This window comes from Kitasatospora sp. MAA19, from assembly GCF_029894125.1.
Lineage (GTDB): Bacteria > Actinomycetota > Actinomycetes > Streptomycetales > Streptomycetaceae > Kitasatospora.
The window spans coordinates 25,565-49,601 of record NZ_JARXYZ010000030.1; the positions used below are offsets into that span (position 1 = coordinate 25,565).

The window sequence follows — 24,037 nt, forward strand, 5'->3', positions numbered from 1 at the left end:
CCGGCCGCCCGACCCCGGGGACCCGCCTTGGCCGTCCGCCCGCTGTTCCGCCGCGCCGCCCGCTTACTCGGCGCCGCCGTCCTGACCCTCGCCGGCACCCTCACCGCCGCCGCCCCCGCCCACGCCGACTTCGGCACCGACTACCACGACCCGGTCACCGCCACCAAGCCGCTCACCCGCCCCGACACCCGCTCCTGCACCGTCGAGGTGATGCACGACCAGCAGTTCCGCAACGGCTACGGCAACCCGCCCGACACCCCGTACACCGCCACCCTCACCCCGCCCGCCGACTGCGCCGGGCCCTGGTCGGCGGTGATCCTGGACCTCCACGGGCAGGTCGCCGGGCGGCAGTTCGACCGCATCTTCAGCGCCCGCATCGGCGGCGTCCAGGTGCTGCTCTCCTCCACCCCCGAGCCGTCCAAGGACGGCATCGAGTGGAACCTCGAACACGATCTCACCCGCTACGCCCCGCTGTTCACCGCCGGCCCGCAGCCGTTCTCCTTCGACCTCGCCAACGTCACCGACGCCACCTACACCGGTGTCTTCACCATCAGCGCCAGCGTCACCTTCTACACCGCGGACGGTCACCGGCCCGCCGCCCGCACCGCCGACCACCTGCTCACCACCGGGCCGTTCGCCCTCACCCAGACCGCCCCCGCCGCCACCCGCGACCTCACCTTCCCGCAGAACCTGGAACGCCTCACCGCCGAGGTCTACACCCGGGGCGGCGGCGCCTGCGAGGAGTTCGCCTACGCCTCCGCGCCCGACGCCTTCGTCACCGCCAACCCGAGCCTCGGCGCCTGCGGCAAGGGCCCGTTCCGCGAACTGCGCCTCACCGTCGACGGACGGACGGCCGGCGCGGTCTGGCCCTACCCCGTCATCTACACCGGCGGGTGGGATCCACTGCTCTGGCGGCCCGTCCCCGGCATCTTCGCCTTCGACCTGCCCGCCTACCGGCTCGACCTCACCCCCTACGTCGGCCTGCTGCTCGACGGCCGCCCGCACACCGTCGGCATCGCGGTGAACGCCACCGAGGCGCAGAACAACGACGTCTGGACCGGCCAGATCAACCTCTTCGCCGACGTCGACCACGGCTCCGCCCGCACCACCGGGCAGCTCGCCGAGCACCGGGTCGCCCCCGAGGCCCGCGTCGACACCCAGCTCGCCGACCACGGCGGCGGCAGCGGCGACTGGACGGTCACCGCGGGCCGGCACGACCTCGCCCGCGGCTGGGTCCAGACCTCGCACGGCCGGATCACCACCGAGGTCCGCGACGACCTCGCCTTCCGCTCCGCCCAGCAGCTGCGCGACAGCGGCAACGACGTGACCCTGCACAACGGCACCGACCTCACCCGCACCACCGCCACCTGGGGCGGCGGCCCGCACCGCACCACGACCGTGCACGAGGACGAACCGCTGGACGTCACCTACCGGGTCACCCACGACGCGGCCGGGAACACCGACCAGCTGACCGCCATGGACCTCGGCTACCACCGCGAGGCCACCGCGGCCACCGGCGGCCACGTCACCGAGCGCTCGACCGTCGACCACACCCTCCGCCCCACCGCCCGCCGCCATGACGGCGACTCCACCGTCCGCACCGGCACCAGCACCGAGGACTACCGGAGCACCGGGCCCGACGGGCCGTACCACCGCACGCTCTCCTTCGTCGACGGGTGGCCGAAGCCGTAGCGGCGCCCGATAGCAGCGGAAAGATCACGTTTTGCGAAATCCACCCGATTTCGAGCGGTTGCCCCCTGGTGCACACGGCGTGGGAGGCGCATGATGGGAGTGGACCTGCGAGGTAGCTGAAGGAGTTCGACCGCAGGAGGCAGTGGCGACAGATCGAGACGGATCAGGGTCTGCCGCTGGTACTACCTCGGTCGACGATCGAACTACCGGCCGGAGGACGTCATGTCCGGAGGCCACCCCCACCTCGCAGGTTCTCGCGTCCACGGAGCACCCCCTCGGCTCCGTGGACGCACCCGTCACCGCGGCACCGGATAGCCCATCTCCCAGGCGTGGACCGCGATCCCGACCCGGTTCGCCACCCCGAGCTTGCGCTGGATGCTCGCGACGTGCGTCTTCACCGTCCCCGGCGAGATGAACAGGTCGGCGGCGATGTCGGCGTTCGTCCGGCCCGCCGCCACCTGACCGGCGATCTCCACCTCCCGCTCGGTCAGCGGCACCACCGGTGCCGACCGCGGCTCCGGGCGGCGCGGCGCCGTCACCTGCCGCAGCAGCCGGACCGTGACCGCCGGGCTGATCAGGCTCTCCCCGTCCGCCGCCGCCCGCACCGCCTCGGCGAGCAGCGCCGGCCCCGAGCGCTTCAGCAGGAACCCCGACGCACCGTGCCGCAACGCCGGGTACACGTACTCGTCCAGGTCGAAGGTGGTCAGCACGACCACCCGCACCGGCTCCGCCACCCCCGGCCCGGCCAGCCGCCGGGTCAGCTCCAGCCCGTCCATCCGCGGCATCCGGATGTCCACCAGCACGACGTCGGGCCGCAGTTCGGCCGCGAGCGCCAGAGCGGCCACCCCGTCGGCGGCCTCCCCCACCACCTCGATGTCCGGCTGCGCCGCCAGGATCCGCCGGACACCGCGCCGGACGGCCTCCTGGTCGTCCGCGATCAACGTACGGATGATCCGCGGATGCTCACCGTTCGTACTCGTCACGCAGGCAGTCTGCCACGCCCGTCCGGGCCACGGTCCGGACCACCGGGCGAGCCGCCGCCCGCGCCGCCGGGGCCCGCCCGCCACCAGCGCGCCCCGCCGGGAGGGAAGTTCACGCCGGAGGTCCGGCGCGGTTCACCTGCGCGCGGTGAGACTGCCGGCCATGAACGCTTCCAGTGGACGTCTCCCCGTCAGCCGGCGCGGGATCCTGGCCGGCGCCACCGGCCTCGGTCTCGGCGGTGCCGTCTCCCTCTCCGGCCTCGCGGCCACGCCCGCCGCCGCCTCCCCACTGCTCCTGGAACGGCCGGACCGCTCCGGCGCCCCGCGCGTCGCCGGCCTGCACCTCCAGTTCGGCTCGGACGCCTCGCGCGAGGTCGTGGTCTCCTGGCACACCACCGCCTCCGTCGGCAACCCCCGCGTCATGTACGGCACTTCGCACGGCGGCTTCGGACGGTCCGTACCGGCCGACACCACCACCTACCGCGACGCCGCGTCCGGCACCGAGGTCCAGACCCACCACGCCCGGCTGACCGGCCTGCACCCCGACACGGACTACGTCTACGCGGCGGTCCACGACAGCGCCACCCCGGAACTCGGCACCGTCCGCACCGCCCCGCGCGGCCGGGCCGCCTTCACCTTCACCAGCTTCGGCGACCAGGGCACCCCCACCCTCGGCAAGCAGACCGCGAACGGCTACGCCAACGACAACCTGGGCAGCCCCGCCGCCGGCGACACCACCGCCGGAGTCGAGCGCATCGCCCCGCTGTTCCACCTCGTCAACGGGGACCTCTGCTACGCCAACCTCGCCACCGACCGGGTCCGCACCTGGTCCGACTGGTTCGAGAACAACACCCGCTCCGCCCGCCACCGCCCCTGGATGCCCGCCGCCGGCAACCACGAGAACGAGCGCGGCAACGGCCCGATCGGCTACGGCGCCTACCAGGCCTACTTCGACCTTCCGCCCTCCGGCGCCGACGACGAACTGCGCGGCCTCTGGTACGCGTTCACCGCCGGCGCGGTCCGCGTCATCAGCCTCAACAACGACGACGTCGCCTACCAGGACGCCGGCAACTCCTACGTGCACGGCTACTCCGGTGGCGCCCAGCAGCGCTGGCTGGAACGGGAGTTGGCGGCCGCCGACGCGGACCCGGAGATCGACTGGATCGTGGTCTGCATGCACCAGGTCGTCATCTCCACCGCCGACAAGTTCAACGGCGCCGACCTCGGCATCCGCGAGACCTGGGTGCCGCTGTTCGACAGGTACGGCGTCGACCTGGTGGTCTGCGGCCACGAGCACCACTACGAGCGCTCGCACCCGATCCGCGGCCAGCAGCACACCGACACCCGCACCCCCATCCCGGTCGCCACCGACACCGAGACCATCGACACCACCCGGGGCACCGTCCACATGGTGATCGGCGGCGGCGGCACCTCCGCCCCCTCCAACCACCTCTTCTTCAGCCCCGCCAAGGCCCGCGTCATCACCGGCGTCGGCCCCGTCGACCCGGCCACCGGCAAGCGGCCGCCGGTGTACGTGATCGAGGACGCGCCCTGGTCCGCCTTCCGCGACGCCGACAACCCGTACGGCTTCGCCGCCTTCGAGGTCGACCCGGGCGAGCGCGGCGGTCAGACCACCATCGACGTCACCTACTACTCCGTCAGCGGCCCCTACGGCGACCTCGTCCCCGTCGACCGCTTCACCCTGACCCGTCCGCGCGGCGCCCGCGGCCGAGGCCGCCGGCCCTGACCCGCACCCCCGTGGGCGCGCGGCCGGTGCGGTTCACACCCGCGCCACGCGCCCACGGGGGTCCGCCGGACGGGGGTTACCGCCCCGGCAGCGTGCAGACCACCCGCCAACCCGACGGGGCCCGCGGCCCGGCGGCGAGGGTGCCGCCGTGGGCGGCGGCACGGGCGGCGAGGCCGGCCAGGCCGGTCCCGCCGGAGCCCGGGCGGCGGCGCAGCAGGGGCCCACGGCCGCGGGACGGGTCGCCCGTGTCCGTGACCGTCACCTCGACCGAGCGCCCGGGCCCGGGGGCCACCCGGACAGCGACCTCGGTCGTGCCCGGGGCGTGGCGGCGGATGTTGGTGAGGGCCTCCAGGACGACGGCGTACGCGGTCGCCTGGGCCTCGGCGGTGAGCAGGTCGGCCGTGCCGGGGGCGAGGTCGATGGTGCTGCGCGGGCCGCCGGTCGCGCCGAACCTGGCCACCAGGTCCGGGAGTTCGGTCAGGCCGCGGCGGCCGGTGGCGCCGGCCGCGCCCGGGTCGGACCGCGGGTCGCGCAGCGCGCCGACCATCTCGTCCATCGAGTCGAGTGCCCGCAGGCCCGCCTCCTCCAGGCGGCGCAGCAGTGCGGTGGTCTCCTCCGACTCCTGGCCCGGCAACTGGCCGGCCTGCGCCTCCAGCACGATGCCGGTGATCTCGTGGGCGACGAAGTCGTGCAGGCCCCGGGCCACTTCGAGGCGCTGCTCGCGCCGCGCGCGGTCCACCGCCCGCTCCCGGCGGGCGTCGAGGACGCGCAGGTAGAGGCTCGCCCCGGCGACGCCGAGCGTCGGCAGCAGGGAGACCAGCACGACGGTCACCGGGCCGGCCAGGCCGCGCTGCGGCGTCCGGAGGGCGAAGCGCAGCGGCAGCAGCACCGCCGCGAGGCCGACCAGGGCGCCGACCGGGCCGGCCCAGCGGTCGGGCAGTCGGCGAACGCCCCGGAAGAGCAGTCCGAGCAGGGCGAGCCATTCGAAGGGCAGCCAGAACGCGGGCAGCCGGTACGGGCCCGGGTAGAACAGGTCGACCAGCATCGAGAGCCCGGCCGCCGCCAGGGCCGCCGACCCCGGCGTGACCCGTCGGCCCCGCCCGGGCGACAGCGCCGCCACCACGGTGAACGCCGCCGTCGCGGCGACCAGCAGGGCCGCGCCACGGGCACCCGGGTGCGCGAGCACGACGGGCGCCAGCAGGACCGGAACGGCGACGACGGCGAGCGGACGGCCGAACCGGGCGACGCCGGCCGGGGACGGGAATTCGGTACGCACCCGGCCGAGCCTACGGTCCGTCCACGGCGTCCCGGGCCCTGGGCCCGCCACCGGGGCAGCTCTCCCTGGGGAGGCGGGATCCTCCCCAGGGTGGAGTCCGGAGGCGCCCGACTCCCCTCCGCAGCGGGAGGTCTGGCGCGGCGTCCAGGGCGAGAGTGGTGGCACCGGAGATTCCCCCCGCTGAGAAGGACGAGCCCGCCATGAACCGTCGCACCGCCGTCGCCGCAGCCGCCCTCTGCCTGCTGGCGACCGTCGCCGCCGCCACGCCCGCCTCCGCCGCCGGCCCGGCCGCCGACCCCGCCGGCGGCGCTGCCGGGCCGGTGCGGGTGCACGGCGCCGGTGGGACGGTCCTGACCGCTGCCTTCGGCGAGTTCGCGGGCGATCCGGTCCGCTTCGAACTGGACGCCCGGGCGGGCGTCAACACCGACCCGAGGACGACCAGCGGGCACTTCCACGTCACCCACGTGCACACCGACGGCCGGCCGGTGGCCGACTTCGAGGGGGACGTCAGCTGCCTGGCCGTGGGCGGCCGGGAGGCGATCGCGACCGGTGTGGTCACCAGGGGCGAGGCGCCGTGGTTCCCGGGCCGGCCGCTGGTCGGGCAGAAGGTCACGATCTCGGTGGAGGACAACGGGAGGCGCGGGGACCGGCTGGGCTGGATCTGGGGCATGTTCGGCGCGCCCGTCTCGGACTGCCAGGGCACGGTACCGTTCATCCGCACGACCAGTGGCGACTTCACCGTGCGCGGCTGACCCCGCCCGACCAGGGGCCTCCCCACGCCGTCCGGCGCCACCACCGCCCGACCGCCCCTGGAGGCCCGCCCGATGCCCGTCGACCGCCCGACCGCGCCCCGCCCCGCGGCACCCGGGCCATCCGAACGGGGCGCGGGGTCCACCGACCGTACCGGGGAGGGCCGGTGAACCCCGCGCCCGACCGTCGCCACGCCCACGGCACCGGGCGCACGGACGGCAGCAACCACACCGACCACGGCCGACTCGCCGCCATCGGCCCGTACTTCGCGCTCGACACCCCCGCCACGCCCGGCGAGGCCCCGCCCCCGGGCTTCCGGCCGCTGTCCGAGCTGTACGGCACCGGGCCGGACGGGCCACTAGCCCGGCGGATCCGGGTGGTGGCGCGGCGGCTCGGCACCACCGAGCCCCGGGTGGCCGCGTCGATCCTGCACCTCGGACTGGCCGCCCGCTTCTGGTCGGTGGGCCTCGGCGCGGCGGTCCTGCTGGGGACGGTTCCGACGCTGGAGCGCGCCTGGGTGCGGATCCCGGACCAGGGGCCGCTCGACCTCTGGACGCCGCCCGAGCCGGTGCCGCCCGCCCAGCGGCCGCTCCCCGCGCCGGGAACGCCCGCCGACCAGGGCTCGCTCGCCGACCGGCTGTACGAGGCCGTCCTGGTGGGACAGTTGGAGCCGCTGGCGGCGGCGGTGCGGTCCGCCGTCCCGCTCTCCGCACGGCTGCTGGCCGGGAACGCCGCCTCCGCGCTGGCCGGCACCCTCCGGGTCCTGGACGCGCACGCGCCGGGGCCCGCCCGGGCGTTGGTGGCGGAGCTGCTCGCCCGTCCGCCGCTGGCCGGCACCGGGACCCTGTCGGCCGGGCCGCGCGGCGCCGCCTTCCGGCGGACCAGCTGCTGCCTGTACTACCGGGTGGGGCCGGGTGCCGGGGTCTGCGGCGACTGCTGTTTCAGCCGGCCGCCCGCGCGGAGGCGGGGCTGACCGAGGCAGCGCCGACCGAAGCGGAGCGGACCGACCGGCTATGACCTTCATGATTGAAGGTCATAGCCGGACCACCTGCCAGTCCGCCGCCGACGACGGCACCGCCGCCCGCTCCACCGCCGGATCGGCGAGCAGCGCGCGGGCCAGCGAGCCCACCGGGAAGGCCGGGGTCGAGGCCGCCAGCACCCGCCCCTCCCCGGTGACCAGCACGGCCTCGCCGGGCAGCGCCCGCAGCGGCGGCACCAGCAGCCGCTCCAGCGCGGCCAGCGGGACGTCCCCCGCCACCACCCCGACGAAGCCCGGGGCCGTCACCGGCCGGGCGCAGCACAGCACGTACCGGTCCGCGCAGAGCAGGTCGACCTGCGGCCCGGCCACCGCCGCCCGCCGCTCGTACCGGGGCGCGGCGAACCAGGGCAGCACCCGGTAGTCGTAGAACTCGGCGTCCGTCGGGTCGAGTACGAGGCGCAGCCGCCGCTCGCCGGTGCCGCGCGCGCCGCGATACCACCACTCCACGTGCAGGTCGGCGTCGGCGAGCGCGCCCGGGGCGGCGACCGCGCCGCAACCGAAGTAGGGCGAGCCGGGCCGGTGCAGCAGGTCCCGCACCGGCCCCTGCAGGACGGCGAGTTCAGCGGCGGCGGGCCGGCGCCCGTCGGCCGCGGCCCGGGTCCAGCAGTCTGCGGCCGCCGCCCGCAGGCCGTCCAGTTCGGCGAGCACCGACTCGACGGCGGCGGCGACGCGACGGGCGCCGGCGCCGACGGTGGCGGGCGGGGCGAGCGTGGTGGTCATGACGGCTCCGGCGGGGATGGGGGTTCCGGGGGCGGCGGCACGGGCGGCCGCGGTCAGCCGTCGTCCGCCAGCTGGAGGTGCCCCCGGACGAGGTGGTGCACGCACGCGACGGTGTGCGCCTCGGCGGCGGCCCGGGCGCCGGTCGCGTCGCCGGCCAGGACCGCGACCAGGATCTCCCGGTGCTGCTCGGCGAACCGTTCCTGGTCGGGGCCGTGCGGGGCGGGCAGCCAGAGCAGCGGGCCGAGTTCGGCCTGGAGCCGGACGGCGAGCTGGGTGAGGCGCACCGACTGGGCCGCGACGGCGAGTTCGATGTGGAAGCGGGCGTCGGCGCGGCGCTGCTCGGCGGGCCCGGCGGCGTCGCGCAGGTCGTGCACCAGCCGGGTGAGCCGGGGGCCGAGGTCGGCGGGGGCGCGTTCGGCGGCGAGCCGGGCGGCGGTGCCGGAGACGGCCAGCTCCTCGTCGCCGAGGTCGCGCAGGTCGACGGTGGCGAGGTCGCGCAGCCGGGCGAGTTGGAGGCGTTCGGAGCCCTCGGCGGGGGTGCGGACGAAGCTGCCGCCGTTTCGGCCGCGCCGGGTCTCGATCAGGTCGGCCTCGCGGAGCAGGGCGAGCGCCTCGCGGACGGTGCCGTTGGCGACGCCGAGTTGGTCGGCGAGGTCGTTCTCGCTGGGCAGTTGGTCCCCGTCGGCGACCAGGCCGAGGGCGATCGCCTCGGTGATCCGGCGGGCCACGGCGTCGGCGCGGCCGAGGTCGGTCAGCGGCGCGAGGACGGCGCTGAGCAGCGGGGTCGCGCTCCCGATGGTCGCCACGCCGGGCCCTCCTCGATCGCCTTGGGACTGGGTGTTTCCGGCAGGGTACCCCTTGGTCGGGCGCGCACCCTTGCCGCTAGAAACTCAATCTCGTATGTTTTCCCGCAACCTCGGCCCGCGCATCACCCGAGACCCGAGCGCCACCGAGACCCACGCATCACCCGAAACCCGAGCATCACCCGAGAATCCTCGCGCGTCACGCCACGTTCCCAGGAGCAGGTCATGACCGATGCCAGTGCACGTGCCACCTCCCCGACCGGCCCCCTCCCCCGGCAGGGCCCCGGCCCCGACGCCGACGCGGACCATCTGGCCGCCCTCGGCTACACCTCCGAGTTCAAACGCGACATGAGCCTCTGGGCGAACTTCTCCCTCGGCTTCACCTATCTCTCCCCGGTCGTGGGGGTGTACACACTCTTCGCCTCCTCCCTCGCGACCGCCGGCCCGCCGATGGTGTGGAGCTTCCTGATCGCCGGTGTCGGCCAGCTGCTGGTGGCGCTGGTGTTCAGCGAGGTGGTCGCCCAGTTCCCGGTGGCGGGCGGGGTGTACCCGTGGTCGCGCCGGCTCTGGGGCCGCACCTGGGGCTGGCTGACCGGCTGGGTGTACCTGCTCGCGCTGATGTCCACCATCGCGGCGGTCTCCTACGGCGCCGGCCCGTACGTGGCCGCGCTGCTGGGTGTCGAGCCGAGCACCGCGACGACCGTCTGGTGCGCGCTCGGTCTGCTGCTGCTCGCCACCGTGATCAACCTGGGCGGCACCAAGGTGCTGTCGGCGGCGGCCGTGTTCGGCTTCGCCGCCGAGCTGCTGGGCGCCCTCGCGGTCGGCGCCTGGCTGTTGCTGACCCACCGTTACCACGGGCTCGGCGTGGTCTTCGACCGCTTCGGCGCGGGCGAGGGCGGCTCGTACACCGATGCCTTCCTGGCCGCCGGGCTGATCGCGGTCTTCCTCTTCTTCGGCTTCGAGGCCTGCGGCGACGTCGCCGAGGAGGTGCCGAACCCAGGTCGACAGATCCCCAAGTCGATGCGGCGCACCATCTACGTCGGCGGCGCGGCGGCGATCGGCGTCAGCCTGGCGCTGGTCATGTCGATCCGGGACATCGGCGCGGTCGTGTCCGGCGACGACAAGGACCCGGTGGCCGCCGTGCTGCACGACGCGTTCGGCCCCACCGGCGCCCGGGTGGTGATCGGCGTGGTGCTGATCTCCTTCCTGTCCTGTGTGCTGAGCCTCCAGGCCGCGGCGAGCCGGCTGACGTACTCCTTCGCCCGGGACCGGATGATCGTGGGCAGCCGGCTGCTCGCCACCGTCTCGGACCGGCTGCGGGTGCCGCCGTACGCCCTGCTGCTCGCGGCGGCGCTGCCCGGTGTGATCATCGTCGGCGCCTCGGCGCTCTCCGAGGGCGCCCTGACGAAGATCATCTCCTTCTCCAGCATCGGCATCTACCTCGCCTTCCAGATGGTGGTGCTGGCCGCGCTGCGGGCCCGGCTGCGCGGCTGGCGCCCGAGCGGGGACTTCCGGCTGGGCCGCTGGGGCCTGGCGGTGAACATCGGCGCACTGGTGTACGGCGTGGCCGCGATCGTCAACATCTGCTGGGGCCGCACCCCGGACGCCGCCTGGTACGACAACTACCTCGTGCTGCTCTCGGCGGTGGTGGTGCTCGCGGCCGGCGGGCTCTACCTGCTGCTGGCCCGCCCGCACCTGCGCAGCGACGCCCCGTCCGGCGACGCGGTCGCCGCCACCGGCGCGGTGGAGGACGCGTGACGGGCCTCCCCCTCGCCGGCCTCCTGGTCGCCGACTTCGGCCGCGTCCTCGCCGCGCCGTACCTGACCATGCTGCTCGCCGACCTCGGCGCCGACGTGATCAAGGTCGAGCAGCCGGGCACCGGGGACGACACCCGCTCCTGGGGCCCGCCGCACGCCCAGGGCGAGGCCACCTACTTCCTCTCGGTGAACCGCAACAAGCGCTCCCTCACCCTCGACCTGCGCGACCCGGCCGACCACGCCCGCGCCGTCGAACTGGTGCGCCGCGCCGACATCCTGGTGGAGAACTTCCGCCCCGGCACGATGGACCGCCACGGCCTCGGACACGAACGGGCCCGGGTGCTCAACCCCGGGCTCGTCTACTGCTCGATCACCGGTTTCGGCGCCGGACCGGGCGCCGCACTGCCCGGCTACGACCTGCTGGTGCAGGCGGTCGGCGGCCTGATGTCGGTGACCGGCCCGGCCCCGGGCGAGCCGGTGAAGACGGGCGTCGCACTGGTGGACGTGCTGACCGGGCTGCACGCGGCGGTCGGTGTCCTGGCCGCGCTGCGCGAACGGGAGGCCACCGGGCAGGGCCAGCTGGTGGAGCTGAACCTGCTCTCCACCCTGCTGTCCGGCCTGGTCAACCAGTCCGCCGGGTACACCCTGGCCGGCACGGTGCCCGGCATCCTCGGCAACCGCCACCCCTCCATCGCCCCGTACGAGGTGTTCACCGCCGCCGACCGCCCGCTGGTCGTCGCGGTCGGCAACGACCGGCAGTTCGCCGCCCTCTGCCGGGGCCTGGACGCCCCCGCCCTCGCCACCGACCCCCGGTTCGCCACCAACGGCGACCGGGTCGCGCACGTCGACGCGCTCCGCACCGAACTCACCGCCCGGCTCGAACGCCGCACCGCCGCCGAGTGGTTCGCCGTGCTCACCCCGCTCGGCGTGCCCTGCGGCCCGGTCAACGACCTGGCCGGCGCCTTCGCCCTCGCCGACTCCCTCGGCCTCGCTCCCCGGGCCACCCTGCCCGGCCCCGACGGCCGCCCGCTCGCCCTGGTCGCCAACCCCATCGGCCTCTCCCGCACTCCGCCCCGCTACCACCTGCCCCCGCCCCGGCTCGGCGAGCACACCGCCGAACTGACCGCCTGGCTCGACACCGAGGACCCCGGCCGGCGCCCCGGCGGCCCCGCCGCACGGCCCGGGACCCCGGCCGCACGGCCCGACCGCCCCGGCGGGCAGCCCACACGCCCCGACCAGCACCCCGAGGACCACCCATGAGCACCCGCGCCACTCCCCTCGCCGACCCGCTCGACCTGATCGACCTCGCCGCCGTACTGACCGACGAGGAGCGCGACATCCAGACCACCGTGGCCACGTTCCTGGCCGACCGGGTCCGCCCGCACCTGGCCGAGTGGTTCGAGAACGCCCACTTCGCCCGCGAACTCGCACCCGAACTGGGCGCGTTGGGCCTGCTCGGCATGCATCTGGACGGCTACGGCTACGCCGGCACCAACGCCGTCTCCTACGGCCTGGCCTGCCTCGAACTGGAGGCCGCCGACTCCGGCTTCCGCAGCTTCGTCTCTGTCCAGGGCTCGCTCGCGATGTACTCGATCCACCGGTGGGGCTCGGAGGAGCAGAAGCAGGAGTGGCTGCCCCGGCTCGCCGCCGGCACCGCGATCGGCTGAGTCGGTGCTGACCTACGAGGGCACCAGCGAGATCCACACCCTGGTGATCGGCCAGGCGCTCACCGGGCAGGCGGCGTACCGGTAGACGCGAACGGGCCCGCGCCCGGCTTGTCCAGAGCCGGGCGCGGGCCGCCGATCGCCACCCGGCGCCGATGCCCTCGGCCCGGGTGAAGCTGCCCGTGCGGTGCGGTCAGACCGCGACCGCCTCCTCCAGTTCCTCCTCGGCCTCCTCCAGTTCCTCCTCGGCCTCCGCCGGGGCCTCCACCGGCCAGCGCCCGCGCCCCTCGTACAGCGCGGCGGCCACCAGCGCGGCGCCGCCCAGCAGCAACCAGACCACCAGCGTCAGGACGTGCCCGCCGAGGCCCGCGCCGCCGCCGAAGTACAGGATGCTGCGCGCGCCTTCCAGGAAGCCGGCGCCGGTCCAGAAGCCGTGCAGGGCGCCGAAGAAGCCATTCTGCAGCTCGGGCCGGAAGACGCCGCCGGAGCTGGTGAAGTTCAGCATCACGAACAGCACCATCAGGGCCAGCGTGGTCCACTTCTTCAGGAAGGTGTGCAGGCCGATGCCGATCAGGACCACGCCCGCCGAGTAGAGCCAGCCGAGCGCCCACACCGCGGCCAGGTCGTGGTCGACCACGTGGAAGACCGGCCCGGCGGTGACGGCCCCGATCACACTCACCATCAGCGACACCGCCACACCCACCAGCGCCCGGGTCCGCAGGCTCAGCCCGGCGCCGGCCGCGCCGATCGCGGCGACGCTCGCGTAGGAGCCGATGCTCAGCGCGACCAGCAGGAAGAACAGGCCCTGACCGGTCGGGTCACCCTCGGCCGGCGTGGTGAGGTCGGTGACGTGCAGCGGGGACGCCCTGCCGGTCGGTGACGTCGGTGAACACCGCCGTGGCGGCCACCACCGAGGTGTCCGAGTTCCCCTTGGCGACGAGCAGTTCAGGGCTCCTGGCGTCCGGGACGAAGGCCCCGACCAGATCGCGGTCGTGCAGCTGCCGCTCGGCGGCCGTCCGGTCGGGCAGGGTGCGGACGTCGAGCGCGTCCCCGGCCTTGGCCCGGATCGCCTCTGCCAGGCCGTGCGCCTGCGGGGTCGTGCCGACGACGGCGACCTTCAGGTGGTGCGGCTCGGGCTGGTGGAAGGCGCCCTCGTAGGCGAGCGCCATGCCGAGGCACATCAGCAGCGGGGTGATCAGGTGGATGGCGAGGTGCTTGAGCGAGTGCCCCAGGGTGGGCGCTGCGGCGGAAGTCTGGGGTGTGCTCATGGCGTTCGTACGGTCCTCCGGTGACATTAGTAGATCGGGTGTCATATACAACCATTGTGGGTGGTAAATGCAACCATCTATGGATGCAGCTTACAACCATCCGACGCCGATCGAAAGCCGGTCCCCGTGGCCGGGGCCCAGAGCGAGCAGTCCGAACCCCCGGAGCGGACCGGAGCGGGCAGCCCGAGCCCGGCACCCGCAGCCCGGGCCTCAGGACAGCTCGAACACCCCGTACCCGAAGCCCTCCGCCCGCAGTTCCCCGTCCGCCACCCGCACGCCCTGCACCTCCAGCGGGCGCACACCGCCCCACTCCAGCCGCACCGACCCCGGCTCCCGGCGCGGGTTAACCGCCACCAGGTACCGCCCGGCCCGGGTGTACACCAGCGGGTACCCGGCGTTGCGGACCTCGACCCCGCCGGTCGCGCCCAGTCCCGGGTGCGCGCGGCGCAGCACGATCAGCCGCCGGACGGTGTGCAGCAGCGAGGTCGGGTCGGCCCGCTGGGAGAGCACGTCCGGCCGCCGCGGGTCCGGGTCCACGGGCAGGTAGAGGCGCTCGGGCGGCGCACTGGAGAAACCCGCCGTCGGTCCGGGCTCCCACTGCATCGGGGTCCGCGAGCCGGCCCGGTTGTACCGCGGGCCGAGCACGCTGCCCTCGACGTCGGGCAGCCCGGGCAGGTAGCGCATGCCGATCTCGTCGCCGTAGTAGACGGCCGGCAGGGTGGGCCAGGTGAGCTGGAACGCGAAGGCGGCGGCCAGCTGTTCGGCGGTGCGCGGGCCGGTGGCCAGCCGGGAGAAGTCGTGGTTGGCGGTCGGGAGGGCGATGTGGCCGCTGCCCTCGGTCAGTTCGGCGGCGGAGCGCCAGGCGTCCAGGAACACCTGCGGGGTACCGCGCCCCTCGGCCTCGAAGTAGCACGGGCCCTGGTGCCAGAACTCCTCGACGGTGCCGCCGCCGTTGTTCCAGAGCGAGCGCAGCGGCAGGCCGTGGTCGGCGCCGCCGAACTGCAGGAAGAAGTCCGCGTGGAAGCCCGCCGCGACGGCGGCCGCCGGATCGCCCCACTCGGCGAACAGGGCGGCCTGCGGGTGGGCGCGGTCCAGCCAGTCCCGCAGGCCGGTCCACAGCTTGGCGGTCTCCACCAGGCCCGGGTCGTCCTTGACCAGCGAGGACGCCATGTCCACCCGGAAGCCGGCCAGCCCGAGGCCGAGCCAGTGCGCCATGATCTCGCGCAGCGCCGCCCGGTTGGCGCGCGGGCCCTCGGCGTCCACCGGCTGGCGCCAGGGCTCCTCGGAACTGCCGCTCGCGTAGCCGAAGTTGAGCGCCGGCTGGCAGTCGAAGAAGTTCGGCCGGTAGCAGCCGGGGCGGCTGCCGGGCGAGGCGACGAAGCCCTCCACCGGGCGCTCGGACCAGATGTACCGGTGGTCGGCCGGATCCTCGGCGGCGGCCAGGAACCAGGGGTGGCGGTCGGAGGTGTGGCCGGCGACCAGGTCGAGCAGGATCCGGATGCCCTTGCGGCGGGCGGCCTCGACCAGCGCGACCAGGTCCTCGGTGGTGCCGTAGCGCGGGGCGGGGGCGAGGTAGTCGGTGACGTCGTAGCCCGCGTCGCGGAACGGCGAGGCGAAACAGGGGTTGAGCCAGACGGTGTCGACGCCGAGCCAGGCGAGGTGGTCGAGGTGCTCGGCGATGCCCGCGAAGTCGCCGATGCCGTCGCCGTCGGAGTCCGCGAAGGTCTGCGGGTAGATCTGGTACAGGACGGCGTCGGCCAGCCAGTCGGGGCCGGGGCGGGTCGAGGTCATGGGGTGGGTCCTCCTGCCGGATCCGGGGCCGGGGAGCACGATTCTCGCCCATCCCCGGCCATCCCGACAGCCCACTGCCCACTGCCCACTGCCCACTGCCCACTGCCGCTACCAGCTGTCGCGACCCCGATCCCGACCGCAGCGACCGCCTCAGGCCCGGGCGGCGGCGCACGCCTCGGTGAACGCCCGGGCCCGCCGGGTGATCTCCGCCCAGTCCCCCGCCGCGACCGTGTCCGGCGGCACCACGTCCGTCCCCGCGCAGACCGCGAGCGCGCCGTGCGCCAGGAACTCCGCGGCGTTGCCCGCGTTCACGCCGCCGGACGCCACCAGCGGGACGTCCGGGTACGGGCCGCGCAGATCCCTGAAGTAGCCGGGGCCGAACGCCCGGGCCGGGAAGATCTTCACGGCGGCGGCGCCGAGGTCCAACGCCCGGGCCACCTCGGTCGGGGTGAGCGCCCCGAGCACCACCGGCACGTCGGCGGCCCGGGCGGCCTCCGCGACCTCGGGCCGGCAGCCGGGGGTGACCAGGAAGGAGGCCCCGGCGGCGATCCCGCGCCCGGCCTGCTCGGCGGTCAGCACGGTACCGACGCCGACCCGCCAGCCCGCCTCGGCGGCACGGAGCAGATGATCCGTCACATTCGGTGTCGTGTAGGTGAATTCGGTCCAGTTGATGCCGCCATCGGCGAGCGCGGCGCACAGCGCGGCCGCGTCCGGGATCCGGGGCGCGCGGACCACGGCGATCACCGGGTCGTCGGTCAGGGCGGAAAGCGGGTTCTCGGCGGGCGGATGCACGGCGGCGGGATTCACAGGGCTCGGGTTCCTCGGTCGGTGCGGCGCAGGGCGCGCCCGGGCCGGGCGCCCGTGGTGCGGCCCTGCCGGACGACGGCGGTGCCGTTGACGTACACGTGCTCGATGCCCTCGGCGGGCAGCCGGGGGTGCTCGAAGGTGGCGGCGTCCCGGACCCGTTCGGGGTCGAGGAGCACCAGGTCGGCGTGGTGGCCGGGGGCGATCCGGCCGCGCCGGTGCAGTCCGAGCCGGGCGGCGGGCCGGCCGGTCATTCGGGCGACCGTCTCCTCCAGCGTCAGCACGCCCAAATCCCGGCTGTAGTGGCCGAGATAGCGGGGGAAGGTGCCCCAGGCACGCGGGTGCGGCCGGGCGCCGACCAGCAGACCGTCGCTGCCGACGGTGTGCGCCGGGTGGCGCATGATCGCCCGGACGTTCTCCTCGTGCCCGACGTGCTGGAGGATCGTGGTGGCCAGTTCGTCGCGGCGCAGCAGGTCGAGGAAGACCTCCGTCCCGCCGCGCCCCCGCTCGGCGGCGAGTTCGGCGACGGTCCGGCCGACCGTCGCCGCCAGCTCCGCCGCGCGGACGCCCGAGATCTGGATCGTCGCCCAGTCGGTGACCACGCCGTGGCAGCCGTCGCTGCCCTGCTCCTCCACGTCGAAGCGGATCCGCTCGCGGGCCGCCGGGTCGGCGAGCCGGGTGAGCGTCGCCGCCGGGCCGCCCTCGGTGGCCCAACTCGGCAGCAGGGCGGCCAGGGTGGTGGAGCCGGGCAGGTAGGGGTAGCTGTCCAGGGTGAGGTCGACGCCGTCGGCGAGCGCCTCGTCGACCAGATCCAGCAGTTCGCCGGCGCGGCCCCGGTTGACGCCGAAGTTCATCGTGGCGTGGGTCAGGTGCAACGCGCAGCCGGTCCGCCGGGCGATCTCCACCATCTCCGCGTAGCCCTCCAACGCGCCGTCGCCGTAGGAGCGTTGGTGCGGTGCGTGGAAGCCGCCGTAGGCCGCGACCACGGTGCACAGCTCGACCAGCTCGGCGGTGTCCGCGTACATCCCGGGGGTGTAGCTGAGGCCGCTGGACATGCCGACCGCGCCGTCCAGCAGGCCCTGCGCCAACTGCTGGCGCATCCGGTCGAGTTCGGCCGGTGCGGGCGGCCGGTTCGCCCAGCCCATGGCGAGCATCCGCAGCGATCCGTGCGGGACGAGGTAGCAGGCGTTGACGGCGACGCCGGTGCGGTCGATCCGGTCCAGGTAGCCGGCGACGCCGCGCCAGTCCCAGTCGAAGCCCTCCGGATCCCCGTTCCAGCCGGCCAGTTGGCGGCGCAGCGCGAGCAGCGTGGTGTCGTCGACCGGGGCGTAGGACAGGCCGTCCTGGCCGAGGACCTCGCAGGTGACGCCTTGGGTGACCTTGGCCGGGTGCTCGGGTTCGCGCAGCAGGGCGAGGTCGGAGTGGGCGTGCATGTCGATGAAGCCGGGGGTGAGGACCAGACCGTCCGCGTCCACCACCCGGGGCGCGCCGAGGCCCCGGCCGATCTCGGTGATCAGGCCGTCGGCGATCCGCACGTCCGCCCGGTAGCGGTCCGCGCCGGTGCCGTCGACCACCGTGGCGCCCCGGAAGACCACGGCGTCCCCGGCACCCTCAAGGCCTCCAGCGCCCCCGACGCCCACTCGCCCCGCCCTGCCGCCCGCCATCAGAAGAACGTCCTGACCAGCCCGGTGACCTTCGGCTCGGCCGCGTCGGCGGAGTCCAGCACCGGGATCGCCGTCCACTTGTCGAAGGCCGTGCACGGGTGCGAGACGCCGACCCGCACCACCGCGCCGACCGGGGCGAGGTCGCCCGCGTCGCGCAGGAAGGCGTGCTGGTCGTTGAGCGCGGTGATCCGGGCCGCCGTCCCGGTCAACTCCGCGCCACCGCGCACGCGTTGCGGCTCGGGCAGGCCCTCGTCGAAGGGCAGGTCGCGCTTGCCGGCGTCCAGCAGCGCCAGCTGCGGCTCGGGCCGGGACACCACCCGCGCCCAGCCGTGCAGCGCACTGCGGAACGGCGCGTCGCCAGCGCCCCGGACCAGCGGGGAGATGCCCCGGTAGAAGCCGTCGTCGTGGGCGATGTACGCGCCCGAGCGCAGGACCACGAACGCCTCCGGCAGTCCTGTCAGTTCCTCGACGACCAGGTCGAAGTAGGCGCTGCCGCCGGCCGTCACCACCGGCTGGGCGTCGCCCGGGTAGGCGCGGGCGAGCCGGCCGTGCAGTTCGGCGAGCGTCCTCAGGTAGCCGCGGACGGTGTCCAGCCCGCCGACGGACGCGTCGTGGGCGAGTGCGCCCTCGTACCCGCCGACGCCCGCGAGGCGCAGGGTGGGGGCGCGCAGGACGGCGGCGGCGACCTCGACGGCCGCGTCCACCCCGCGGGCACCGGTCCGCCCGCCGGGGCCGCCGAGTTCGATCAGGACCTCGACCGGTCGCTCGGCCCCGGCGGCGCGCAGCGCCTCGTCCATCAGCCGGACGCTCTCGGTGGAGTCCACCCAGGAGACGAAGGCGAAGGCCGGGTCGGCGGCCAGCTCGGCGGCGAGCCAGGCCAGTCCGGCCGGGTCGAGCAGGGTGTTGGCGAGCAGGATCCGCTCGACCCCGAAGGCCCGGGCGACCCGCACCTGCGGCAGGTTGGCGAGGGTGATGCCGTGGCTGCCGGCGACGAGCTGCGCCTGCCACAGGGCGGGCGCCATGGTGGTCTTGCCGTGCGGCACGAGCGCGACCCCGGCCTTGGCGCACCAGTCGGCCATGGTGCGGATGTTGTGGTCGAGCGCGGCGCCGTCCAGGGTGAGCAGCGGGGTGCTCAGCCCGGCGAGGGTGGGCCCGGTGGCCAGCCAGTCCCGGACCGAGCGCCCCTGCGTGGCGCCGTCCGGGCGCCCCACCGAGGAGGCGTCCGGCGGGACGGCCTTGAACCGCCAGTCGAGCGTCTCGTCGGCGAGGCCCGCCACCGCGCCGCCGTCGATGCCCGGCCCGGTGCCGATGCTTGCGAAGGTCTGCTCCACCGTCTTCCTCCATCTGCCATATTGCAACATGTGCAATGAGGGTTGCACATGTTGGCATCACGGTTCTAGCATCGGCGCCGGATCACGGTCAACGGAACGGCCGCCGCAGACGAGGAGCCCAGCAGATGCCGCGACAGGACACCCCGGGCCCGACCCGACCCGGTCCTTCCCCGATGGCCGTGTGCGTGGGCGAGTCCATGGCGGTGCTGCTGCCGGACCGGCCGGGCCCGCTGGAGGCGGTGGAGAACTTCCGGCTGTCGGTCGGCGGTGCGGAGTCCAACGTGGCCGTCGCGCTGGCCGCACTCGGCGTGCCGACCGCCTGGATCAGCCGGGTCGGCGACGACGGCTTCGGCCGCCGGCTGCTCGACGAGGTCGCCGCCCGCGGTGTGGACGTCTCGGCGGTCGCCGTCGACCCGCACCGCCCCACCGGCCTCTACCTCAAGGAGGTCGGCGGCGCCACCGGCCACCGCCACGACCTCGGCCCCGGCCGGAGCCGGCTGCACTACCACCGGCGCGGCTCCGCGGCCGCCGCGCTCTCCCCCGCCCTGCTGGCCGACCCGGCCGCCGCCCGGCTGCTGGCCGACGCCCGCCTCCTGCACCTGTCCGGCATCACCGCCGCGCTCTCCGACGACTGCCTGGCCCTGCTGCGCGCCCTGCTCGCCGAGCGCCGCCCGGGGCGGATCGTCAGCTTCGACCTCAACTGGCGCCCCGCGCTCTGGCACGACCGCGACCCGGCCGTCCTGCCGCCACTGCTGGACGCCGCCGACCTGCTGCTGCTCGGCGCCGACGAGGCCGAGGCCGCCTTCGGCACCGGGGACCCGGCCGCGCTGCGCCGCCGCTTCCCCAGCCCCGCCACCGTGGTGGTCAAGGACGCCGCCCGGCTGGTCACCGCCCTGGAGCGGGACGGCACGGCGGTGGCCGAGCCCGCCCTGGCCGTCGACGTGGTCGAGGCCACCGGCGCGGGCGACGCCTTCGCCGCCGGGTACCTGGCCGGCACCGTCCACGGCCTGGACCAGCGCCGCCGGCTGCGGCTCGGCCACCTGAGCGCCGCCTGCGCGCTGACCGCCCACGGCGACCAGGCCGAGCTGCCGTCCGCCGCCGTGGTGGCCGCGCTGCTCGACGCCTCTCCCGCCGACTGGGCCGCCACCCGGGTCTCGGCGACGGGCATCACCGGCCCGGCCGTCCCCGCGGAGCGGTCCCACGACGCCCTGCGGGCCCGGGCACAATGAGCACGAACCCGAGCCCGAACGACCCCGGCGGAGCACGATGAGCCAGACCGTCACCCGCGCCCTGCGCATCCTCGCCGAGCTCGGCGAGGGCGAGCGCTCCCTCGACCAGCTGGCCGAGGTGCTCGGCGTCCACAAGACGACCGTGCTCCGACTGCTCCAGAGCCTGGAGGAGGAACGGTTCGTCTACCGCGACGCCGCCTACCGCTACCACCTGGGCGCCGGCCTGTTCGCCCTGTCCGGCCTCGCCCTGGAGCAGCGCGGCGTGCGCCGGATCGCCGCCCCGCACCTGGCCGAGCTGAACGCCGCCACCGGCCAGACCGTGCACCTGGCCGCGTACGAGGGCGGCGAGGTCGTCTACATCGACAAGTTCGACTCCCGGCACCCGGTCAGGATGTACTCCCGGATCGGCCTGCGCGCCGCCCTGCACAGCGCCGCCGTCTCCAAGGTGCTGCTCGCCGACCTGCCGCTGCCCGAACGCCGCCGGGTGGTGGCCGGGATCGACTTCACCCCGCACACCCCGCGCACCCTCAGTACGCCCGAGGCGCTGCTCGCCGAGTTGGAGAAGGTCGCCGTCCAGGGCTGGGCGCAGGACCACGCCGAGCACGAGGCGTTCATCAACTGCGTGGCCGCGCCGATCCGGGACAGCAGCGGCCGGGTGGTCGCCGCCGCGTCCATCTCCGTCCCGGACGTCGTCCTCCCCTACGAGCAGGTGCTGGACCTCCTCCCGCAGCTGCTCGCCACCACCCGCGGCATCTCCGCCGACTGCGGTTGCCCGGAGCAGAATTGATCCACCGCCAGAACGTAAGGAAGCTCATGAGCGACAAGACCGAGATCCGCACCGACGGCGCTCCCGCCCCCGCCTGGATGTTCTCCCAGGGCGTCCGCAAGGGCCCGATCCTGCAGGTCTCCGGCCAGGGCCCGCAGGACCCGGCGACCGGCGAGTACCTCCACCACGGCGACGTGAAGGCGCAGACCCGGCGCACGCTGGAGAACGTCAAGGCGATCGTCGAGGCCGGCGGCGCCACCATCGAGGACGTGGTGATGTTCCGCGTCTACCTCACCAAGCGGGCCGACTTCCCGCTGATGAACGAGGTGTACGCCGAGTTCATCGAGGAGAACGTCAAACCCGGCGGTGTGAAGCCCTGCCGCACCACGATCTTCGTCGAGCTGCCGCAGGAGCCGATGCTGGTCGAGATCGACGCCCAGGCCGTCGTCGCCTGAGCCCCGCGACCGACGGGCAGTCGCACGAGCCCCGCGACCGACGAACGGTCGCACGAGTCCCACGGCCGGCAAGGCGCCTGAACCGCATGACCGACGCAAGGGCCCGGACGCACCCCCGACGTCCGGGCCCTTCGCCGTGCCCCGCGCTCACCGCCCCACGGGCACGCCCTGCTCGACCGCCGCGCCCGAGTGCGCCACGATCCGCCCCTCGCCCGCCGCGCCGCCGCGCCGGTCCAGCGCCGCGGAGAACACCGTCACGCCGAGGGCGACGACGGTCAGCAGCCCGCCCACCCAGTTCGGCGCGGCGTAGCCGAGGCCGGCCGAGATGACCAGCCCGCCGAGCCAGGCGGCCAGCGCGTTGCCCAGGTTGAACGCGGCGATGTTGGCGGCCGAGGCCAGCGTCGGTGCACCGGCCGCCTGGTCCATGACCCGCTTCTGCAGCGGCGCGACGGTCGCGAAGCCGAACAGCCCGATCAGCGGGATGGTGACGATCGCGGCCACCTTGCTGTGCGCGGCGAAGGTGAAGGCGAACAGCAGCGCCGCGAGCACCGCGAGGATCACGGTGAGGCTGCGCATCAGCGCGCGGTCGGCGAACCAACCGCCCAACAGGTTGCCGACGAACAGTCCGACGCCGAACAGGAAGAGCAGCCAGGTGACGCTGCTCGGGGCGAAGCCGGCCAGTTCGGTCATCATCGGCGTGATGTAGGTGAACATCGCGAAGATGCCGCCCCAGCCGAGCACGGTCATGGCGAGCGCCGACCAGAGCCGCAGGGTCCGGAAGGCGGCCAGCTCGGCGCCGAGCCGGGCGGCCTCGGCCCGTGGCTGGACGGGCACCAGCGCCGCGATCCCGGCGAGGCCGACCAGGCCGAGCCCGGCGACGACGTAGAAGGTGGAGCGCCAGCCGAAGTGCTGGCCGAGCAGCGTGCCCATCGGGACGCCGAGCACGTTGGCGGCGGTGAGGCCGGTGAACATCAGGGCGATCGCGCCGGCCCGCTTGTGCGGGGCGACCAGGTCGGCGGCGACCACCGAGCCGATGCCGAAGAACGCGCCGTGCGCGAAGGCGCTGACGATCCGCCCGACCATCAGCAGCCCGAAGGCGGGCGCGACGGCCGCGATCAGGTTGCCCACCACGAACAGGCCCATCAACGTCAGCAGCATGCCCTTGCGGGGTGCCCGGGTGCCGAGGATGGTGAGCAGCGGTCCGCCGATCACGACGCCGAGCGCGTAGCCCGAGATGAGCAGGCCGGCGGTGGGGATGGAGACCGAGAAGTCGCCGGCGACCTCGGGCAGCAGGCCCATGATCACGAACTCGGTGGTGCCGATGCCGAAGGCGCTGATCGCCAGTGCCAGGAGCGCGAGGGGCATGAGGGACCGCTTTCCGTAGAGATATCTTTGCGCGTGCAACTACCAGCGTCGACAATACGGACGTTCACAGATGCTTGCAAGCGCCGCCTATCTCCAACGACAGCAATCCGACGACGGCCCCGGCATGCCACTTGCCACACCCCTCGGCAGACATTAGGTTAGGCTCACCTAACCTAATGGAGTCCACCATGAGCCTGTCCGCCCGCGACGCCGAGGTGCCCGAGCCCACCACCGCCGAACGGGTCCACAGCCTGCTCAGCGCGACCTCCTCGCTCACCGTCCGCGCCTGCGGCGAGCACCACGACCTGGAGAGCCCGGTCTCCGTCCACGGCTCCCGACTGCGCCTGCGCGCCCCACTGGGCACCCCGCTCACCACCGCCGCCGCCGGCGCCACCGAGGGGCTCGCGGTCGTCCTGGACGTCACCGACATCGCCCCCGTCGCCGTCCGCGACCGGGTCCGCGCCCGCCTCACACTGGCCGGCCGGCTGCACCTGGCCCACCTCGCCGACGACGGCCTGAGCGTCCACCTGCGCGTGGACGTCGCCCACGCCGTCCTCGCCACCCCGTACGGCACCGGCGCGCTCACCGCCGACGACCTCGCCCTCGCCACGCCCGACCCGCTGGCCCGCTACGAGGCCGCCATGCTCACCCACCTCGCCGACGACCACGCCGACGCCCTCGCCGTCCTCACCCGCCTGCTCGACCCGGACCTGCTCGCCCAGCACCCGGACGTCCGCCCGCTCGCCCTGGACCGCCACGGCCTGGTGCTGCGCCTGGACCACCCGCACGGCCACCGCGACGTCCGCCTGGTCTTCCCCGAACCGGCCGCCGACACCGAGGACTTCGGCCACCGGATGCACCAGCTGCTGACCGCCGCCCAGCACGGCCTGCCCGCCCACCGGATCTGAACCAGCAGACCGACGGACGATTCCGACG

19 protein-coding genes and 2 pseudogenes are annotated in these 24,037 nt (G+C 74.8%); 11 read left to right on the forward strand and 10 right to left on the reverse strand.

Annotated features, from left to right (window positions below):
• The first annotated feature begins 27 nt into the window (after positions 1 to 27).
• The gene (locus P3T27_RS31865; RefSeq protein ID WP_280684726.1) at positions 28 to 1,692 is read left to right on the forward strand and encodes a peptide-N4-asparagine amidase; all 1,665 of its coding nucleotides are present in this window, start codon (positions 28 to 30) and stop codon (positions 1,690 to 1,692) included.
• A gap of 296 nt (positions 1,693 to 1,988) precedes the next feature.
• Here the strand turns inward: P3T27_RS31865 and P3T27_RS31870 are convergent, their stop codons facing one another.
• Positions 1,989 to 2,675: a response regulator transcription factor gene (locus tag P3T27_RS31870; protein WP_280684727.1), complete on the reverse strand. Its 687-nt coding sequence runs from the start codon at positions 2,673 to 2,675 to the stop codon at positions 1,989 to 1,991.
• Between the two features lie 160 nt (positions 2,676 to 2,835).
• Between P3T27_RS31870 and P3T27_RS31875 the strand changes: the two genes are divergently transcribed.
• A complete protein-coding gene (locus tag P3T27_RS31875; protein ID WP_280684728.1) occupies positions 2,836 to 4,419 on the forward strand; it encodes a metallophosphoesterase family protein in 1,584 nt (527 codons plus the stop codon).
• A 76-nt stretch (positions 4,420 to 4,495) separates the two neighbouring features.
• Here the strand turns inward: P3T27_RS31875 and P3T27_RS31880 are convergent, their stop codons facing one another.
• Positions 4,496 to 5,695: an ATP-binding protein gene (locus tag P3T27_RS31880; protein WP_280684729.1), complete on the reverse strand. Its 1,200-nt coding sequence runs from the start codon at positions 5,693 to 5,695 to the stop codon at positions 4,496 to 4,498.
• A gap of 200 nt (positions 5,696 to 5,895) precedes the next feature.
• On the opposite strand from P3T27_RS31880, the gene P3T27_RS31885 reads away from it, so the two are divergent.
• Both P3T27_RS31885 and P3T27_RS31890 read left to right on the forward strand, forming a co-directional pair.
• The gene (locus tag P3T27_RS31885; protein ID WP_280684730.1) at positions 5,896 to 6,447 is read left to right on the forward strand and encodes a hypothetical protein; all 552 of its coding nucleotides are present in this window, start codon (positions 5,896 to 5,898) and stop codon (positions 6,445 to 6,447) included.
• A gap of 164 nt (positions 6,448 to 6,611) precedes the next feature.
• Positions 6,612 to 7,418: a (2Fe-2S)-binding protein gene (locus tag P3T27_RS31890; RefSeq protein ID WP_280684731.1), complete on the forward strand. Its 807-nt coding sequence runs from the start codon at positions 6,612 to 6,614 to the stop codon at positions 7,416 to 7,418.
• 60 nt (positions 7,419 to 7,478) lie between these two features.
• On the opposite strand, the gene P3T27_RS31895 is transcribed toward P3T27_RS31890, so the two are convergent.
• On the reverse strand, positions 7,479 to 8,204 hold the full coding sequence (locus tag P3T27_RS31895) for a hypothetical protein (RefSeq protein WP_280684732.1): 726 nt from the start codon (positions 8,202 to 8,204) through the stop codon (positions 7,479 to 7,481).
• A gap of 53 nt (positions 8,205 to 8,257) precedes the next feature.
• On the reverse strand, positions 8,258 to 9,010 hold the full coding sequence (locus tag P3T27_RS31900) for an FCD domain-containing protein (RefSeq protein ID WP_280684733.1): 753 nt from the start codon (positions 9,008 to 9,010) through the stop codon (positions 8,258 to 8,260).
• 222 nt (positions 9,011 to 9,232) lie between these two features.
• Here P3T27_RS31900 and P3T27_RS31905 point away from each other — a divergent pair, with 222 nt between their 5' ends.
• The 3 genes and pseudogenes from P3T27_RS31905 to P3T27_RS31915 all read left to right on the forward strand — a co-directional run.
• Positions 9,233 to 10,765 carry an amino acid permease gene (locus P3T27_RS31905; protein ID WP_280684734.1) on the forward strand — a complete coding sequence of 511 codons (1,533 nt, stop codon included), beginning with the start codon at positions 9,233 to 9,235 and terminating at the stop codon, positions 10,763 to 10,765.
• Complete coding sequence (locus P3T27_RS31910) at positions 10,762 to 12,024, forward strand: CoA transferase (protein WP_280684735.1); 1,263 nt, start codon at positions 10,762 to 10,764, stop codon at positions 12,022 to 12,024. Before P3T27_RS31905 ends, P3T27_RS31910 begins: the two co-directional genes overlap by 4 nt.
• Positions 12,021 to 12,428 (forward strand): annotated as a pseudogene (locus P3T27_RS31915) (acyl-CoA dehydrogenase family protein); the annotation flags it as partial. The gene P3T27_RS31910 and the pseudogene P3T27_RS31915, both read left to right, overlap by 4 nt.
• Before the next feature lie 193 nt (positions 12,429 to 12,621).
• On the opposite strand, the pseudogene P3T27_RS31920 reads toward P3T27_RS31915, so the two are convergent.
• From P3T27_RS31920 to P3T27_RS31940, 5 genes and pseudogenes are all read right to left on the reverse strand, one after another.
• Positions 12,622 to 13,696, reverse strand: a pseudogene (locus P3T27_RS31920) (hypothetical protein).
• Positions 13,697 to 13,906: 210 nt separating this feature from the next.
• Positions 13,907 to 15,487: an alpha-amylase family glycosyl hydrolase gene (locus P3T27_RS31925; RefSeq protein ID WP_280684736.1), complete on the reverse strand. Its 1,581-nt coding sequence runs from the start codon at positions 15,485 to 15,487 to the stop codon at positions 13,907 to 13,909.
• 150 nt (positions 15,488 to 15,637) lie between these two features.
• Positions 15,638 to 16,294 (reverse strand): bifunctional 4-hydroxy-2-oxoglutarate aldolase/2-dehydro-3-deoxy-phosphogluconate aldolase, encoded by a 657-nt coding sequence (locus tag P3T27_RS31930; protein WP_280684737.1) that lies wholly within the window; start codon positions 16,292 to 16,294, stop codon positions 15,638 to 15,640.
• Positions 16,291 to 17,886 (reverse strand): D-aminoacylase, encoded by a 1,596-nt coding sequence (locus tag P3T27_RS31935; RefSeq protein WP_280684738.1) that lies wholly within the window; start codon positions 17,884 to 17,886, stop codon positions 16,291 to 16,293. The genes P3T27_RS31930 and P3T27_RS31935 overlap by 4 nt, the downstream gene beginning before the upstream one ends.
• A 68-nt stretch (positions 17,887 to 17,954) precedes the next feature.
• On the reverse strand, positions 17,955 to 19,286 hold the full coding sequence (locus tag P3T27_RS31940; protein ID WP_280684739.1) for an alanine racemase: 1,332 nt from the start codon (positions 19,284 to 19,286) through the stop codon (positions 17,955 to 17,957).
• Between the two features lie 125 nt (positions 19,287 to 19,411).
• On the opposite strand from P3T27_RS31940, the gene P3T27_RS31945 reads away from it, so the two are divergent.
• The 3 genes from P3T27_RS31945 to P3T27_RS31955 are packed head-to-tail and all read left to right on the forward strand — an operon-like array spanning position 19,412 to position 21,736.
• Entirely contained in the window at positions 19,412 to 20,515 is a 1,104-nt protein-coding gene (locus P3T27_RS31945; protein WP_280684740.1) for a sugar kinase, read from the forward strand.
• A gap of 37 nt (positions 20,516 to 20,552) precedes the next feature.
• On the forward strand, positions 20,553 to 21,302 hold the full coding sequence (locus P3T27_RS31950; protein ID WP_280684741.1) for an IclR family transcriptional regulator: 750 nt from the start codon (positions 20,553 to 20,555) through the stop codon (positions 21,300 to 21,302).
• 26 nt (positions 21,303 to 21,328) lie between these two features.
• A complete protein-coding gene (locus P3T27_RS31955; RefSeq protein WP_280684742.1) occupies positions 21,329 to 21,736 on the forward strand; it encodes a RidA family protein in 408 nt (135 codons plus the stop codon).
• Between the two features lie 147 nt (positions 21,737 to 21,883).
• Here P3T27_RS31955 and P3T27_RS31960 read toward each other — a convergent pair whose 3' ends face one another.
• A complete protein-coding gene (locus tag P3T27_RS31960; protein WP_280684743.1) occupies positions 21,884 to 23,101 on the reverse strand; it encodes an MFS transporter in 1,218 nt (405 codons plus the stop codon).
• Between the two features lie 188 nt (positions 23,102 to 23,289).
• Between P3T27_RS31960 and P3T27_RS31965 the strand changes: the two genes are divergently transcribed.
• Complete coding sequence (locus P3T27_RS31965; RefSeq protein WP_280684744.1) at positions 23,290 to 24,009, forward strand: DUF2470 domain-containing protein; 720 nt, start codon at positions 23,290 to 23,292, stop codon at positions 24,007 to 24,009.
• The last annotated feature ends 28 nt before the right edge of the window (positions 24,010 to 24,037 follow it).

Coding starts and splice junctions, on each gene's coding strand:
- P3T27_RS31875 (WP_280684728.1), top strand. CDS start 2,836: ATGAACGCTTCCAGTGGACGTCTCCCCGTCAGCCGGCGCGGGATCCTG.
- P3T27_RS31885 (WP_280684730.1), top strand. CDS start 5,896: ATGAACCGTCGCACCGCCGTCGCCGCAGCCGCCCTCTGCCTGCTGGCG.
- P3T27_RS31895 (WP_280684732.1), bottom strand. CDS start 8,204: ATGACCACCACGCTCGCCCCGCCCGCCACCGTCGGCGCCGGCGCCCGT.
- P3T27_RS31905 (WP_280684734.1), top strand. CDS start 9,233: ATGACCGATGCCAGTGCACGTGCCACCTCCCCGACCGGCCCCCTCCCC.
- P3T27_RS31925 (WP_280684736.1), bottom strand. CDS start 15,487: ATGACCTCGACCCGCCCCGGCCCCGACTGGCTGGCCGACGCCGTCCTG.
- P3T27_RS31945 (WP_280684740.1), top strand. CDS start 19,412: ATGCCGCGACAGGACACCCCGGGCCCGACCCGACCCGGTCCTTCCCCG.
- P3T27_RS31950 (WP_280684741.1), top strand. CDS start 20,553: ATGAGCCAGACCGTCACCCGCGCCCTGCGCATCCTCGCCGAGCTCGGC.
- P3T27_RS31955 (WP_280684742.1), top strand. CDS start 21,329: ATGAGCGACAAGACCGAGATCCGCACCGACGGCGCTCCCGCCCCCGCC.
- P3T27_RS31960 (WP_280684743.1), bottom strand. CDS start 23,101: ATGCCCCTCGCGCTCCTGGCACTGGCGATCAGCGCCTTCGGCATCGGC.
- P3T27_RS31965 (WP_280684744.1), top strand. CDS start 23,290: ATGAGCCTGTCCGCCCGCGACGCCGAGGTGCCCGAGCCCACCACCGCC.